Annotated in this window: 14 protein-coding genes, 1 tRNA gene and 1 pseudogene; 5 read left to right on the forward strand and 11 right to left on the reverse strand. The window is 61.5% G+C overall.

Going from position 1 to position 15,384, the window contains the following annotated elements; all coding sequences use genetic code 11:
* Window positions 1-69: 69 nt before the first annotated feature.
* On the forward strand, window positions 70-1,263 hold the full coding sequence (locus tag AC1DU8_RS19345) for a XylR family transcriptional regulator (RefSeq protein WP_457282648.1): 1,194 nt from the start codon (window positions 70-72) through the stop codon (window positions 1,261-1,263).
* Window positions 1,264-1,284: 21 nt separating this feature from the next.
* Here AC1DU8_RS19345 and AC1DU8_RS19350 read toward each other — a convergent pair whose 3' ends face one another.
* Window positions 1,285-2,247: an amidohydrolase family protein gene (locus AC1DU8_RS19350; RefSeq protein ID WP_477689799.1), complete on the reverse strand. Its 963-nt coding sequence runs from the start codon at window positions 2,245-2,247 to the stop codon at window positions 1,285-1,287.
* A 626-nt stretch (window positions 2,248-2,873) separates the two neighbouring features.
* Here AC1DU8_RS19350 and AC1DU8_RS19355 point away from each other — a divergent pair.
* Together AC1DU8_RS19355 and AC1DU8_RS19360 are read left to right on the forward strand one after the other, a co-directional pair.
* Window positions 2,874-3,872: an NAD-dependent epimerase/dehydratase family protein gene (locus AC1DU8_RS19355; protein WP_457282646.1), complete on the forward strand. Its 999-nt coding sequence runs from the start codon at window positions 2,874-2,876 to the stop codon at window positions 3,870-3,872.
* A gap of 86 nt (window positions 3,873-3,958) precedes the next feature.
* On the forward strand, window positions 3,959-4,936 hold the full coding sequence (locus tag AC1DU8_RS19360; protein WP_457282645.1) for an ABC transporter substrate-binding protein: 978 nt from the start codon (window positions 3,959-3,961) through the stop codon (window positions 4,934-4,936).
* A gap of 84 nt (window positions 4,937-5,020) precedes the next feature.
* Here the strand turns inward: AC1DU8_RS19360 and AC1DU8_RS19365 are convergent, their stop codons facing one another.
* The 7 genes and pseudogenes from AC1DU8_RS19365 to AC1DU8_RS19395 all read right to left on the reverse strand — a co-directional run bounded on the left by AC1DU8_RS19365 (window position 5,021) and on the right by AC1DU8_RS19395 (window position 11,533).
* Entirely contained in the window at window positions 5,021-5,968 is a 948-nt protein-coding gene (locus AC1DU8_RS19365) for an SMP-30/gluconolactonase/LRE family protein (RefSeq protein ID WP_477689798.1), read from the reverse strand.
* Between the two features lie 2 nt (window positions 5,969-5,970).
* Window positions 5,971-6,957 carry an ABC transporter permease gene (locus AC1DU8_RS19370; RefSeq protein ID WP_477689797.1) on the reverse strand — a complete coding sequence of 329 codons (987 nt, stop codon included), beginning with the start codon at window positions 6,955-6,957 and terminating at the stop codon, window positions 5,971-5,973.
* Window positions 6,957-7,940 carry an ABC transporter permease gene (locus AC1DU8_RS19375; protein WP_457282642.1) on the reverse strand — a complete coding sequence of 328 codons (984 nt, stop codon included), beginning with the start codon at window positions 7,938-7,940 and terminating at the stop codon, window positions 6,957-6,959. Before AC1DU8_RS19375 ends, AC1DU8_RS19370 begins: the two co-directional genes overlap by 1 nt.
* The gene (locus tag AC1DU8_RS19380; protein ID WP_457282641.1) at window positions 7,937-9,472 is read right to left on the reverse strand and encodes a sugar ABC transporter ATP-binding protein; all 1,536 of its coding nucleotides are present in this window, start codon (window positions 9,470-9,472) and stop codon (window positions 7,937-7,939) included. The genes AC1DU8_RS19375 and AC1DU8_RS19380 overlap by 4 nt, the downstream gene beginning before the upstream one ends.
* A 74-nt stretch (window positions 9,473-9,546) precedes the next feature.
* Complete coding sequence (locus AC1DU8_RS19385) at window positions 9,547-10,650, reverse strand: sugar ABC transporter substrate-binding protein (RefSeq protein ID WP_457282640.1); 1,104 nt, start codon at window positions 10,648-10,650, stop codon at window positions 9,547-9,549.
* A 253-nt stretch (window positions 10,651-10,903) separates the two neighbouring features.
* A pseudogene (locus tag AC1DU8_RS19390) lies at window positions 10,904-11,056 on the reverse strand (dehydrogenase); the annotation flags it as partial.
* Between the two features lie 66 nt (window positions 11,057-11,122).
* The gene (locus AC1DU8_RS19395) at window positions 11,123-11,533 is read right to left on the reverse strand and encodes a helix-turn-helix domain-containing protein (RefSeq protein WP_457282639.1); all 411 of its coding nucleotides are present in this window, start codon (window positions 11,531-11,533) and stop codon (window positions 11,123-11,125) included.
* 124 nt (window positions 11,534-11,657) lie between these two features.
* Here AC1DU8_RS19395 and AC1DU8_RS19400 point away from each other — a divergent pair, with 124 nt between their 5' ends.
* Both AC1DU8_RS19400 and AC1DU8_RS19405 read left to right on the forward strand, forming a co-directional pair.
* On the forward strand, window positions 11,658-12,350 hold the full coding sequence (locus AC1DU8_RS19400) for a FadR/GntR family transcriptional regulator (RefSeq protein ID WP_457282638.1): 693 nt from the start codon (window positions 11,658-11,660) through the stop codon (window positions 12,348-12,350).
* A 149-nt stretch (window positions 12,351-12,499) separates the two neighbouring features.
* Window positions 12,500-13,267, forward strand: a complete 768-nt coding sequence (locus tag AC1DU8_RS19405; RefSeq protein WP_457282637.1) for an SDR family NAD(P)-dependent oxidoreductase — start codon at window positions 12,500-12,502, stop codon at window positions 13,265-13,267.
* Between the two features lie 103 nt (window positions 13,268-13,370).
* Here the strand turns inward: AC1DU8_RS19405 and AC1DU8_RS19410 are convergent, their stop codons facing one another.
* The 3 genes from AC1DU8_RS19410 to AC1DU8_RS19420 all read right to left on the reverse strand — a co-directional run bounded on the left by AC1DU8_RS19410 (window position 13,371) and on the right by AC1DU8_RS19420 (window position 15,350).
* Window positions 13,371-14,462 (reverse strand): acyltransferase family protein, encoded by a 1,092-nt coding sequence (locus AC1DU8_RS19410; RefSeq protein ID WP_477666884.1) that lies wholly within the window; start codon window positions 14,460-14,462, stop codon window positions 13,371-13,373.
* 73 nt (window positions 14,463-14,535) lie between these two features.
* Window positions 14,536-14,611 (reverse strand) — tRNA-Phe (locus tag AC1DU8_RS19415).
* A 58-nt stretch (window positions 14,612-14,669) separates the two neighbouring features.
* The gene (locus AC1DU8_RS19420; protein ID WP_457282636.1) at window positions 14,670-15,350 is read right to left on the reverse strand and encodes a response regulator; all 681 of its coding nucleotides are present in this window, start codon (window positions 15,348-15,350) and stop codon (window positions 14,670-14,672) included.
* Window positions 15,351-15,384 lie beyond the last annotated feature (34 nt).

Genomic DNA, 15,384 nt, shown 5'->3' on the forward strand with positions numbered 1-15,384 from the left:
CGAAATTGCTTTCTGCAGCGCAGCAATCTGTCCGATATGCCGGTATCCTCATGGTCAACCGACCCGACCATGAAATCGTCATTACGTCAAAGTGGCCCCACCGTGCTGCGCGTGGCATTGCTCTTCCATGCGAGCAAGGTGTACGACCGTGAGATCATCACGGGCATCGGCGACTATGTGAACCACACGCGCGTCGCCTGGGATCTCTTCCTTGAAGAGGATTTCCGCTTTCGGCTTGACGGCATCCACGACTGGGACGGCGACGGGATCATCGCGGACTACGACGATCCGGCCGTGGCGCATGCCCTCACAGGAGTACGCGTACCTGTCGTCGCCGTCGGGGGCTCCTACGAGGATCCAGCGTGCTACCCCGTCGATGTGCCGTATGTTGCGACGGACAACCGCGAACTGGTCGCGCATGCGCTGACCCACCTGGTGGAGTCCGGGCTTTCTCGTTTTGCCTGCTACAGCCTGCCGGAATCGCCACTCAACCGTTGGGCCCAGGAGCGCGAAAAAGCGTTCACTGCCCGCCTTGCCCGCGATGGGTTGGCTGGTGAGATCCACCGGGGCCTGGCAACCAGCGCGCCCACATGGGGCAGCGCGACAAGGAAACTGCTCTCCTGGCTGCAAAGCCTGCCCAAGCCCGTTGGCATAGTCGCCGTCACAGACGCGCGCGCACGGCAGGTGCTGCAGGCTTGCATCGTCGGCGCAATCGCAGTTCCCGACGAAGTCGCCATCATCGGGATCGATAACGACACACTGGGCCAGCACCTGACGAGAATCCAGCTCAGCTCGGTCAGCCAGGGAACCCACGAAATGGGCCATCGCGCGGCGCACCTGTTGCACCAAGCCCTGAGCGGCTCGCCGGTGAACGACGTGCGTGTGGTCGTGCCCCCGGCTGGCGTGCATTCGCGCGCGTCCACCGCGCGCGACGTCGAACACAGCGCAACCGTGATGCGTGCTCTCCATTACATCCGTCAATACGCCTGCCAGGGCATCAAGACGGAGCAGGTTGCCGAAACGGTGGGGCTTTCGCGCTCATCGCTGGAGATGTACTTTCGCCGCGAGTTGAAGCGCTCCGTCCACGACGAAATCCTGCTGTACAAGTTGCAGCGTTGCTTTCAGTTGCTCAGCAACACGCAAATGGGCATCGATGACATCGCGCGGGCGAGCGGCTTTCGTTCCGTCCAGTACCTCAATACAGTGTTCAAACGGGAACTGGGAGCAACGCCGGCTTCGTGGCGGGAAAGCCGTCGGAGCTGAGCCGGCAGTTTCTCTGGTCCGCTACGCCTTGTGCCGGCGATAGAACGCGAGGGCGTTCTTGAACATCACTTTGTCGCGCACGCCGGCACCGAACGGGGCCAGATACGCCTCGGCGACAGCGATCTGGGCTTCGAAAGTCCCGTGCAGGGTGATTACCGGCCAGTTGCTGCCCCAGATCAGGCGGTCCTTGCCGAACGCGGACATCAGCACGTCGAAGTGCGGCTTGTACGAAGCGAGGTCGGTGGGAGACGGAAAAACCACGTCGCCGGGAGCGTACATGTCATAGAACGACGAAAACTTCATGTACAGATTCGGGCAGTCGCTGGCGAGGTGACGAACGTCGGACGCCCAGGCGGGGTCCACCGCCGGCCCGGTTGCGCCGCCCAAATGGTCGATGATGACGCGCAGATTGGGCACCGCGGTACAAAGCGCCTGCACCTGGCTCTTCGGGTTCCTGGTCCCCCGGCTGATGATGTCGAGCATCATACCGCGCGCTGCCAGGTCGCGCAGGCTGGTGAGCTGTGCCGCGCTGAGCGTGATGCCCTCAGCCGGGCCGGTGAGATAGCCGCGGATTCCCACAAAGCGCGGGTCAGCTGCGAAACGCGCGAGGTCAGCGGAAAAGTTCGGCGCGCCAATCTCGAGATTCCCGACGAAGAACGCGTAAAACGGATCGTTTTTGGTGAGGTCGAGGACCCACTGGTTGTCCTGAACAATGCCGCTCGCTTCCACGATCCCGGCCGCCACCACGCCCTGGGACCTGGCGAATGCGCTGTACTCCGGCGGCAGCACGTCGCGGAAGATCGGCCCTTCCGCCGCTGTGGGCCATGGCACACCGCCGGGCCGCGTCATCTGCCAGAAATGAATATGTGTCTCGACGATGGGCCGTTTGCCGGGCGAGGCGTTGCGTTCGGCGGATTCGATCGCAGCCTGCAGCGCCTGATCGACGGCACCACGCCCCCCGCGCGCCGTTGCGAGCCACGTCATGCCAGCGCCGCCGCTGCTGCCGCACAGTGCCTCAGGCCTTTGCTTACTGTCTCCTTCATGGTCCCCTCCTTGTCGGGTTGATGGGTGTTCCGGAACGAACCCTGTCATACGGTAAGTCAGTGATGGCTGACACAGTGTTGACGCTGATCGAGACGCCATTGGACGGTGACACGTCTCCGGCAGGATCGCGGATCAGGGTAAGACCAATATTACATATGTGTCAATATTGGCCTGACCAACCAACACCGCAGACCCGCGAAGCCCACAGAGAAGCAACGATGGATCGGAAATAACCGGCACCTCCCCGGCAAGTGGTTTTCACTCGGTGCAAGCGCCCGAACGCAGTGACCCGGCGAGAAACAGGGACGGCGCCGACGTCGTAGAGAGCCGCCACCCTCTCTAATCGGTGAAGGCTCGCGCCCGAGGCCAAGTCCACTTTCTTTCCTGCTGGCTTCGCCATGTCGTTTGCAGCGAAGTCTTTTCTCCTCTGAAGCGCACAGCCAGGAGGACAACTCCGGAATCGATATAGGTTGCAACCCATACGAATTCGTGTATGGATCAAGCCCAAAACATGATCGCCAAAGCAGGGCCGGCTTGCTATCATCCGCGCCATTCAGAGGGCCCGAATGCAACCACCTTCTTCCGGACTCCTTCTCGTCACGGGTGCCACCGGCAAGGTGGGCCGCGCGTTCATCCAGCGAGTACTGGAGGACGCCAGTCTCGAGCGCTTCCGCGTGCGGGCGCTCTGCCACAACCGTGTGTTGCAGCCCCGCGAACGCCTGGAGTGCGTGCGGGGCTCCATTCAGGATCGCGCGGACGTGCAGCGCGCGCTCGAAGGCGTGACACACGTGCTGCACCTGGCCACAAGCAAGGAAACGCCGGACGAGGTGATGGATGTCGCCGTCAAGGGCATGTTCTGGTTGCTCGAGGGCTGCCGGACAAGCACCACCTTCCGGCAATTCGTGCTGGTCGGCGGCGACGCCGCTGTCGGGCATTTCCACTACGCGCACCCCGTACCGGTGGTAGAAAGCCAGCCGCATACCGCCTACCCTGGATGCTATGCCCTGTCCAAAGTACTGGAAGAAGTAATGCTCCAGCAGTACCAGGCCCAGTATGACCTGAACGGCTGCTGCCTGCGTGCACCCTGGATCATGGAGAAAGACGATTTCCGCTTCACCTTGTCCTTCGGCGACGACGTGTTCGGAGGCCCGCGCTGGCGGGACCTGGTGACACAGAGCGAAGCGCGCGACCATGTACGCAGCGGCGCCGTCCCGGTGATGCTTGATCCGGATGGGCAACCGGTGAAGCGCAACTTCGTCCATGTATGCGATCTTGTGGATGCCATCTTGCTGGCCCTGGACGCACCACGCGCCCGGCAGCAACTGATGAACGTGTGCATGGACGAGCCACTCGACTATGGCGAGCTTGGGACATACCTGGCACGCACGCGGGGCCTGCCGCTCGTGCCAGTCCGCACACCCTACCACTCCACGTGGCTGGACAACACCAAGGCGAAGTTCCTGCTGGGCTGGCGCCCCCAGTTCGACATGGCCCGGATGGTCGAGTCCGCGTGGACGTACCAACGAGCGCCCGACGACCCTCGCATGGTCTGGTATCCCGGCTGAGTTCAGCCGCCCGCCACAGCACCGGGCGGTCAGTAAGGCAAGAGTGCTGCACCCGATCGAACAGATACGAAGACAGGAGACACAAGATGAACCCGATGAAACGACGCAGCTTTGCCGCCATCATGGCGGCCGCCGGCCTGGCATACGCTTGGGCGACACCGGCCTGGAGCCAGGCGAAAGGCAAGAAGCTGGTGATCGGCTTCGCGCAGACCGGCGCCGAAAGCGAGTGGCGCACAGCCAATACGGACTCCGTCAAGGCCGCTGCCAGCGCGGCCGGCTATGAACTGAAGTTCTCTGACGCACAGCAGAAGCAGGAGAACCAGATCAAGGCAATCCGGTCCTTCATCGCCCAGAAGGTGGACGTCATCATCCTCGCGCCGCTCGTCACGACGGGCTGGGATACCGTGCTGCGGGAGGCCAAGTCCGCCAAGATCCCCGTCATTCTGGAAAGCCGCAGTGTGGTGGTGAAGGATCCCTCCACCTGGACCACCTTCGTGGGTTCGGACTTCGTCGAGGAAGGCCGGCGCGCCGCCCAGTGGTTGCTTGATAACACCAAGAACACCACGGGCGACGTGAACATCGTCGAACTGCAGGGCACCGTGGGCTCCGATCCCGCGATCGAACGGAAGAAAGGCTTCGAGGAAGGGCTCAAAGCCAATCCGCGCTACAAGATCATCCGCTCGCAGACCGCCGACTTCACCCGCGCCAAGGGCAAGGAAGTCATGGAGGCCTTCCTCAAGGCTGAAGGCAAGAAGGTCAACGTGCTGTACGCGCACAACGACGACATGGCCATCGGCGCGATTCAGGCCATCGAGGAAGCGGGCCTGAAGCCGGGCAAGGATATCCTGGTAATCGGCGTGGATGCGGTCAAGGGCGCCTTCGAGGCGATGATCGCCGGCAAGATGAATGTCAGCGTGGAGTGCAACCCCCTGCTTGGTCCCCAGCTGATGGAAGCGGCAGCCAAAGCCGCCTCGGGGCAAACGCTGCCACGCTGGATCAAGTCGATCGAGGGCGTGTTCCCGGCCGAAGTGGCTGCCAAGGAATTCCCGAACCGCAAGTATTGACACTGACAGTCGGGGCCCGCTGCAAGCCACAGCGGCGGGCCCAGCTGCGGCTCATCATTCTCAGAGTCGCCGCGACGTCGTGAGCTACACCAGGCTGCGTGCCCAGACACCAGACGTCGCCAGGTAGCAGGCGTACAGCGACGTCGTGGCCGTGATGAAAAGGCGGTTACCTCGCGGCCCGCCGAACTCTACATTGGCCACCGGCTCGGGAACGAGGATCCGGCCGAGCAGTTCGCCCCGCGGCGAGAAGCAATGCACGCCGTCTCCGGCGCTGGTCCACACATTGCCGCGCAGGTCTACGCGAAGGCCGTCCGGTATGCCCGCATCCACGGTGGCGAAGACTTCGCCGCCTCGCAGCCGGCCGCCGGCTGCCACGTCAAACACCCGAATGTGTCGTGGCCCCTGCGGATCATGCGATGCCCCGGAATCCGCCACATACAGCAGGGTGCCGTCCGGAGAAAACGCCAATCCATTGGGCTGCACGAAGTCCGTGGCGGCAGCTTCCATTCGCCCGCTCCCGGCGTCGACCCGGAACACGTAACGGCCACCGTACTCGGGCTCGGCCGCATAACCCTCGTAATCGGACAGGATCCCGTAGGTCGGGTCGGAGAACCACACGGCGCCATCGGGCGCGACAACGGCGTCATTCGGCGAGTTCAGCCGCTTGCCTTCAAAGGCGCGTGCGATCACGATGCGCCTGCCATCGAGCTCGGTGCGGCTGACGCAGCGCGTGCCATGCTCGCAGCTGATCAGGCGGCCTTCGCCATCACGCGTATGGCCGTTGGCGAAGTTGGAGGGCCTGCGAAACTCTACTACGTTGCCCTCGCCTGCGCCGTCAGGCACCCACCGCAGGACGCGGTTGTTGGGGATGTCGCTGAACAGCAGGAAGTCGCCGGCCGGAAAATACACGGGGCCCTCCGCCCAACGCGTGCCGGTGAAGAGCTTTTCTACAAACCCGTTCGGCGGAACCAGTCCGCGAAAACGCACATCGTGCAGCAGGAAATCGCCCCGGATGCCATAGCGGTCAGCCAAGATCACCTCACCCTGGCCGAACGGCCATACAGCAGCAGCATGCACAGGATCAGCGCGCCGTAAATGATCTGGCGGCCCGCCTCGGGCATCTGCAGCACCGCAAGCACGCTTTGCAGCAGCACGATGAACACTACGCCTGCAACGGTGCCCAGGTAGCTGCCGCGGCCGCCCAGGATGTTGGTGCCGCCCAGCACGACCGCGGCGATCGCGGGCAGTACGTAGGGATCACCCATGGCCTGGTAGGCGTTGGCCGAGTAGCCGGCGAGCAGTATGCCGGCGAGCGCTGCCAGAGCCCCGCAGGCCACGAAGCACAGCACGATGACTTTGCCGGTGCGCACGCCGGACAGGTAGGCGGCGCGCTCGGTGTTGCCGATGATGTACACGTAGCGGCCGATGGCAGTGCGCGCCAGCACCAGGTAGAACAGCAATGAGACGGCCACCCAGGTCCACACGGCATTGGGCACGCCAAACGTCCTGCCGACGCCCAGTGCACGCATCAGCTCGGTAGCGCCGTGCACCGGTGCATGCCCGCCTGAGTAAAGGACCATCAGGCCCTGCAGCACGGCGTTCGCGCCCAGCGTGAAAATCATCGAAGGGATGCGCAGGATCGCCACCCCCAACCCATTGACCAGGCCGATCAACGCGCCGCAGGCGATGCCTGCGGGGATCGCCCAGCCGGCGCCATAGGTGGCGCCCGCGGCGGCGGCCATCATTGCCCCGGTGGTGATGGTCCAGGGCACCGACAGGTCAATGTGGCCCAACAGGATGACGGCCATGAGCCCGGCGGCTGTGATGCCAAGGAAGGCGGCGATCTGCAGTTGCAGCAGCAGGTAGCCCGGCATCAGGAAGTTGCTGTTGACGACGCTGGCGGCCAGCAGAAGGGCCAGCGAACACAGGGCCACCATGGCCGGCGGATTCAACAGCAGTCGCTGGAACACACGCTTGCTGGTGGCGGAGGAGCGCGGAGTGTCAACGGAGAGGCTGGTCATCAGAACAGGTCCAGGCGGTTTCGCAGGCGAAGCACGTGGAGCGCGCCGACGCACACAGCAGCCAGAAGGATGAGTCCTTCGAACAGCGGCTGCCAAAGCGCAGGCGCATTGAACACGAACAGCAGGTCGCCAATGGTGCGCAACACGAAGGCACCCAACACCGATCCCACCATGCCCCCTGCGCCCCCATAGAGCGAGGTTCCGCCGATCACGACCGCCGCGATGGAATTGAGGGTGTACAGGCCCGCCTGCGGCGAGCTGGCCTCGCCCGACAGGGAGATCAGCGACAGCAGCAACCCGGCAAGCCCTGAAAGCAGTCCCGCGGCGGTGTACGCGATGAATTTGGCCCGCTGCGACGGAACGCCCGAAAGATAAGCCGCCTGCTCGGACGACCCCACGGCATAACAGGCGCGGCCGATGACCGTGCGCCTGAAGGGCATCCAGCCCAGCACGATGACCACGGCCAGCAACACCAGCGTTGTGGGAATCGTGCCGAAGAGACGACCGGTCAGCGCGTCTGACAAGCCCTCGCTGACCTCCCCGCCCGGCGCAGGACGCAGCAGCAAGGCCAGGCCGAAGAACACTGCGCCCGTGGCGAGCGTGACGATGATCGGCTGCAGGCGCCCGAATACGACGATTGCACCATTCAGGGCACCGGCCGCCGCCCCGGAGGCCAATACCAGCACCACCCCGAGTGCCACTTGCCAAGGCGCACCGTTCACCACGACGGAGGCCAGGCAACTGGTGAGCACCATCACCATCCCCACGGAGAGGTCCAGGCCGCGCGTGATGACAGGCAGGGTCTGGGCCATCGCAACGATGGCCAGCAGCGCCGCCTTGTTCGAGGCCGTGGTGACGATGCCGACCGATATCGAGCGCGGATGCTCCAGCAGGTACAGCGAAAACATCAGGATGAACACCACCAGCGCACTCAGCGGACCACTGTTGCGGCGCAGCCCTCGCAGCCATTCTTCCCTGTTCATGTGACGGCCTCCGGTTCGGTTGAAGCGAGGGATACGTTGAGGGATGAGGCCACAATCGCCTGCTCGGTGATCTCCTCCCCGACAAGCGTGCGCGCGATGCGTCCTTCGTACATGATCAGGATGCGGTCCGCCAGGCCGATCAGTTCTTCGTAGTCGGTGGAGTAGAGCAGGATGGCCACGCCCTGGGAAGCAAGCTGGCGCAACAGGACATAGATTTCCTGCTTGGTGGCCACATCGATGCCGCGTGTGGGATCGTTCAGCAGGAGCACGCGCGGCTGGGTCATCAGCCACTTGGCGATCACCACCTTCTGCTGGTTGCCGCCGGACAAGGTCTGCACCGGGTCTTCCACGGAACCGATCTTGATGCGCAACTTGTCCACCATCTGCGCCACGGCCGCCTGCTCGCCCCCCGGGCTCAGCAAGCCGTAGCGCGTGAGCGCCTCCAGCCGGGCAAGGCTCGCATTCTCACGGATACTCATGGGCAAGACCAACCCTTCGGTCTTGCGATCCTCCGGGATGAGGGCAATCCCCAGCCCGGGTTGCTTGCATATGTGTGGCGTCAGATTGGTGACCGGTTGACCAAAAACCTCGATTTCGCCGTGCACACCCTTAAGCACGCCGAAAAGCGCCAGCAGCAATTCGCGCTGCCCCTGTCCGTCCAGCCCTCCCAGGCCGACGATCTCGCCTCGCAGAATCTCCAGCGAAATGTCCCGGAGGCTGGGCTCCCAGCTCAAGGACTTGACCGTGACAGCCGGTCGCGCATCCGTGGCCGGACCGGTCTTGGGCGGGTACGACTTGGCGACGTCACGACCGATCATGAGTTGCACCACTTCAGCGTCGGTCCGCGTGCCGTTGGCAAACGTGTCGACGCGGCGACCACTGCGAAAGACCGAACAGGTACCGGCGAGCGCCTTGACCTCGTGCATGCGGTGCGAGATGAACAGCGCTGCGACGCCCTGGTCTCGCAGACTGAAGAGCAGGCGGTACAGGCGTTCCACGTCTTCGCTGCTGAGGGCGGAGGTCGCCTCGTCCAGGATGAGCAGGCGCGGCTGCGCACCTAGCGCCTTGGCAATTTCGACGACCTGCCGGCGGGATAGCGGCAGGTCGCGCACGCGGTCCATGGGATGGATGTCGCCGCAACCCAGCAAGGAGAGTAGCTCGGTAGCTCGCTCTTGCTGAGTCCTGGCGTCGATCAGGCCGTACTTCATCGGGGGCCTGGACAGGAAAATGTTGTCGCACACGGACAAGTCCGGGACCAGCGACAGTTCCTGGAACACGCAGACGATGCCGCGCTCGCGCGCGGCGTTCGGAGAGTCCAGCCGCAGTTCCTTGCCGTCCAGCAGGATGCGACCCGCGTCGGGCTGAACGACGCCGGCGATGATCTTGATCAAGGTCGACTTGCCGGCACCGTTCTCGCCCAGAACAGCGTGGATTTCACCTGCCGTACAAGCAAAGTCCGCGCTGTCAAGCGCACATACGCCGCCGTAGTGCTTGGTGATGCCCTGGAGTTCGAGCAAGAGTTTCTGGGTCACGAAAAGAAAAGCCTCCAAACAGGAAAAAGCCGGGCGCGGCCACACAGCCCGGCGTTAAAACTCCAAGGCTGATCTCAGGTATTTCCCTCGCTCTGCTTCATGATGTCCGGCGCCGTCAGGTTGATGTTGCAAGGCGGAAACTCGTTGGCCACGTAGAAGGTGTCGGGCAAATCCGGGTAGAAGTTCTTGCCGGGTGCCATGTTCTGGTATTCCACGTAGGGAATGGGCACCGAGATGTACTGCGGCAGCTTTTGGCCTTGCAGTGCGGCGATGGCCGCCTTCAGGGCCACGGAGACCAGGCCAGGAGACTGCGCGGCCGAAGCGCCTTTGAGGCCGTCCTTATGGTGCTGATAGACCATCTTGCGAAAGCCATTTTCCCCTTCCGCACCGATCGGCACGAACGGGTGCTTGGCCTCGATCAGCGCACGAATGGTGCCGTTGGATCCAGCCTGCGTGTAGATGCCGTTGAAGCGGCCATGCACGGCAATCGCGTCGGCCGCTACCTTCTGCGAAGTGCCGTCGTCCCAGTTGCCCACCACTTCGATGATCTGGACCTGCTTGTGCTTGTCCATGATCTCGCGGAAACCCAGGTGGCGGTCGCGGTCCACCGAGTTGCCCGGCAGGCCGCGGATCTCCAGCACCTTGCCGCTGGTCACGCCATTTTTCTCCAGCCAGCGGCCCATCAGGCGGCCCATCTCCAGCTGGTCTTCGTTCACCTGAATCACCTCGTCGGTGTCGAGCACATTGTCGAACGGGATCAGCACGACACCGGCCTCCTTGGCGCGCTTGATCACCGGCTTGAACGAGGTGGGCGACACCGCGATCGTGAGGATGGCGTCGAAGCCCGCATTGATGAAGTTGTCGATGGCACCAAGTTGCGCAGCCACGTCCGTGCCGGTGGACACGACCTTCAGCTCCTTGATGTGCTGCTTCATCTCCGGCGTTGCTGCATAAGCCTTCAGCGACTTGATCATCTGGATGCGCCAGCTGTTGCCGGCATAACCATTGGCCAGCGCGATACGGTACGGCCCCTTCTTGGCCGGATACTGGATGGTCTTGGTGTTGCCGGAGAACGGCTTGAAGCAGGCCGGCTCGTAGGTCTGCGCCAGCGCCGGCGCGCCCAGGCCGGCCAGTGTTGCGGCCGCGCCCGCGGCCAGAATATCTCGTCTCGTTTGCATGCTTGTCTCCTGTTTAGAGTAAGCCGGTCTCTGAAGCCGGCGAGCTGACAACGGCGCAGGATTGCGCGAAGCATTTGGCCAGGCCAAAACTTAACCAATTCATTTTTGGTCTGGCCATAACGGACCGCATCAGGGCTTTCCCTTGACTTGCGCCGCTTCGAAGGCTGCATCGCCCCTCAGAACCCAAGGCGCCGCAGGCGGGTCAGCCTGCCTGCGACGCCAACACGGGCGGCGAGCTCCAGGAGCGGGTCGACATGACAGTCCGGAAATCCTCGACCGTCGCGTTGCGGCCGCCAAGTAACGTGGCTTCGCGCTTGTGGAACTCAGGATCGGAGAGAGTAATGCTGTCGCGGACGATGGAAACGAGGATGTACTTTCCATCGTGGGCGAGGAACCGGAATCCGCGTTCCTTCACGGATCACGTCAGCATGATTGGCCTTGTGCAGGGGTCAGGCCGGTAACGACATATTTGCTAATTTGGACTGACCACTCTCGGCGGCGAGCTTTCGAATCTCGGAAAACCTGGGGAGACTCCCAGCAGCGGAAGCGGTACTTTCGCAGCCTCTGATATTCCGTTCAAAATTAGTTCCGGCATCTCGCCATCAAACAAGGCCGGCCCGGCCAGGCGGTCGACCCAGTCCAGAAGCTGCATGCCGCAGTACACCACGTGGCGCCCACGGATGGTGATGCGCAGTCCCCGGCGGTGGCGCTGGAAGACTGGCTCCCCGACCGCGTCCTCGAAAGCCTTCAGCCGGTGGCTGGCGCCCGACAGGGACAAGTGGCAGCGACGCGCAGCTTCCGACAATGAACCGGACTCGGCGCAAAGCACCACGAGCCGGATCGAAGCGAGATCGAAGCGTTGAAGGTTGATAAATTTGGTCATGCCAATTTTTTGAATGTACCAATTTTGGTCTGACCAGACAAGGTTTTTCCACCACAACTTACCGGCCATGGCCACGCAGGGGCACCGCCCGACGGTATGATCCTTTCGTTACACCTTCCCCGTCATGAGAGTTACCAAGCCTGCCGAACCCCGCCGCCTGTATCAGCAGATCGCCGATCAGATCAGGGAATTGATCGCCAAAGGATCGTTCCAGGTCGGCGACCGTCTGCCGGCCGAGCGCGAGCTGGCATTGCTCCTGGGCGTGTCCCGCCCTTCGCTGCGCGAGGCATTGATTGCCCTGGACGTCCAGAGCAGTGTCGAGATCCGTGGCGGCTCGGGTGTCTACGTCTGCCCTCAACCTAAACGCACTTCCGGGAAGGCCACACCCGCACTCGGCGAGAGCCCAAGGGAACTGATGCAGACGCGCTCCGCCCTGGAGAGCGCGGTGGTGATCCTTGCCTGCGCGCGCGGCACCCCTGAGCAGCTCAAGCAGCTTAGGACGATCGTCACGAGAATGAGGGCTGAAACGGATCGCAACCGCGCCCCGCTGGATCTTGATCGACGCTTTCACATGACGCTCACGCAGATGAGTGGTAATTCGGTTATGGCCCGCATCATCGCCGAGTTGTTCGATGAACGGCACAGCCCGATCTCGGCCAAGCTGTCTTCGAAATACGAGAACCCACGCACCTGGAAGGCTGCGCTGAAGGAACATGAAGCTATTCTCAGCGCTCTGGATGCACGCGATCCGATAGCCGCACAGGCTGCCATGCTCGCCCATCTGCGCGCCTCCGAGCTGCGTTGGGTGGGGGACTGACCCCGTCCCCTGAGGTGTGCATCCATGAGCGCACGATGCGCGGATTGCTATCGCTCGCACCGGAAATTGAATTGGTGCCGGGCCCGAGTCGAGCCTAGCATCGCGCGTGCCCCCCGCCGCTGCACATCGCAATTTAGGAGACGATTCACATGAACATGCAAACTCGCTATCCCAGCCTGAAAGACCGGTCCGTCCTCATCACCGGGGGGTCGACCGGCATCGGTGCCACCTTGGTGCGGCAGTTCGCAGCGCAAGATGCGAAGGTCGGGTTCATCGACATCGACGTGGACAACGCACTCGCCCTTCAGGCAAGTGTGGCGAAGGAGCTCGGCAAGCGCGTGCATTTCATGCGCAGCGACGTCACCGACACTGACGAAATGCGCCAGGCGATCAAAGTGCTTCGCTCCCAGATCGGGCCGATCCGGGTGTTGCTGAACAACGCGGCCAACGACGAGCGACACCTGATCGAGGACACGACACCGCAATCCTGGGACGCGGGTGTCGCCGTGAACCTGAAGCACCAGTTCTTCGCGGCACAGGAAGTCGCGCCGGACATGAAAGCGCTGGGCGGTGGCTCCATCGTCAACTTCGGCTCGGTCAGCTGGATGCTCAAGCAAGGCGGCATGCCGGTTTACACCACCTGCAAGGCGGCCGTGCAAGGGCTCACCAGGAGCCTGGCGCGAGACTTCGGGCCCTTCCGCATTCGGGTGAACACCCTGGTGCCGGGTTGGACCATGACGGAAAAACAGTTGCGGCTGTGGGTCACACCCGAGTCCAAGGCAGACCTGGCCCGTGCGCAATGCCTGCCGGGGGATTTGATGCCTGAACATATTGCGAAGGCAGCAATGTTCCTGGCTTCCGATGACAGTGAAATGATGACGGCGCAGGACCTGGTCATCGATGGAGGCTGGACATGAGCGACGGGCCACTCGAAGGCTGTTGAGTTCCGTTGAAAGCCCGAACGGGAACGCGGGTGAAACCGGACGCCAGCAGGCTTGTCATCATCGCCAAAATCGAAACTCAGCCTTCAACGGCTCTATTGAAGTATGGTTTTTCAAGCAGGTAATACAGTCCACTAGCCAAAATTATGACGGCGCATAGAACCACGGCGTAATAAAAAAACACCATGCCGATTGAATCAGCGGGCGAAAAGCGGTTAAGAAAAGTGCCGATTACTATCGCGTGAATGATGTAAAAAGAGTAGCTGATTTTCCCAATGAAGCGCAACAATGTATGAGCAAAAAACCGCTGCACTTTACTTCCTTCCTGTAAGCAAGCTTGCAAAATGACGGTAAAAAAAATACCCGCAATTATGTAAAAACCTGCTTGAAAAGGATAAGTCACAATTCGTCCGCTCCAAAGAGACCAAATTATTTGCAAAATCAAAATGCCCAAAAATGACGTGCCTACTGCAGCCTGCCAGACAGCCGACTGGACAATTGACTCCTTAAACCTTTGAAACAAGACCAGGGCGACACCAAACAAAAATCCAATGAATCGCTCCGGTTGGAAAAACACTGGCCAGCCAATGACTTCACGTGCCAGATATGGGAAACTGGCTGCAAGTAGAGCTACCGTGACAATCAACCAAATCTCGTTTTTAAAGTTCAGTGCCGCCGCTGCAAAAATGAACAGGTAAAAAAGCCATTCCCATGTTAATGACCACGTTACATCGTTAAGTAGTGGTACTCCAAATAGGGGGGCAAGAAAACTGGCATTCAACGCCACAATTCCAATGCTGATTCCTGTGGTACCGGTTGCAACGTAGAGGCAAACAAGGACATGAACAGGAAGCAACCGAAGTGCGCGTTTTTTAAAGAATGAAAACCCTTGGCGCTTACCGCGAATGCTCAGATAGATTAAATATCCGCTGATCACAAAAAACAGATCAACACCCAAATGCCCTGCGCGAAGGATGCCAATCACCCTGCTCAGCAGACTGTCGTTGGCCAGGAAGTAGTTTTGGGCGGAATAGAAGCCAAAAAAATGGACGTTGAATACCATCAGTATTGCCAACGCCCGTAAACCATCCACTGATCCTATGCGCGACCTTTCCAGGTCGAAGGTTGCTTTGAAGCTTTCCAAGCTAACACCGAACAACCTGGAAGTCATGGGATTGTAGAAAACCTACAAGAATTGTAGAAACGCCCCAGAACCCTAAAAGGGCGCTGGGGCGCATGGAATATGGTGGCCTGGGGCGGAATCGAACCACCGACACAAGGATTTTCAATCCTCTGCTCTACCGACTGAGCTACCGGGCCTGAGCCTCAGATTATATATCACCAGAAAGGGAGGCCCGGCCCGCTGGGGGCCGGCGAGTCAGACGCCGCGTTTGCCGCGGGTCAGATCCACGCCGAGTTGCTTGAGCTTTCGGTAGAGGTGGGTACGCTCAAGGCCGGTTTTCTCCGCCACACGGGTCATGGAGCCGCCTTCCTTGGCCAAATGAAATTCGAAGTAGGCTTTTTCAAATTCGTCACGCGCGTCGCGCAATGGTTTTTCCAGCAGAAAACTCTGCGTGGCCTGCGGTCCCAGGTCGACGGGTGTCGGCAAGGTCCCGCCGGTCATCACGGCTTCTACCGTGAGGTCGGCTGCGTGTGCCGCGGGGCTGCTGTTCATTACGGCGGGTTTGCGGGGAGCTGCCTTGGTGAGGCCCTGCTCCACGGCCTTCAGGAGTTTTTGCAGGGTGATGGGTTTCTCAAGAAACGCCATGGCGCCGATCTTGGTAGCCTCGACTGCCGTATCGATCGTGGCGTGGCCGCTCATCATGATGACGGGCATGGTCAGCAAGCCACTGGAAGACCACTCCTTGAGCAGCGTCACGCCGTCAGTGTCGGGCATCCAGATGTCCAGTAGCACGAGGTCGGGCCTGGAACGTCCGCGGGCGGCGCGGGCCTGAGCGGCGTTCTCGGCGAGCTCGACCTGATGCCCTTCGTCATTAAGAATTTCTGAGAGAAGGTCGCGTATGCCCAGCTCGTCGTCGACCACCAGAATATTTGCCATGATTGAATTGCTGCCTGCCTGTTATTGCGAATGC

The sequence above is a fragment of the Polaromonas sp. P3_A5 genome (genome assembly GCF_056403055.1).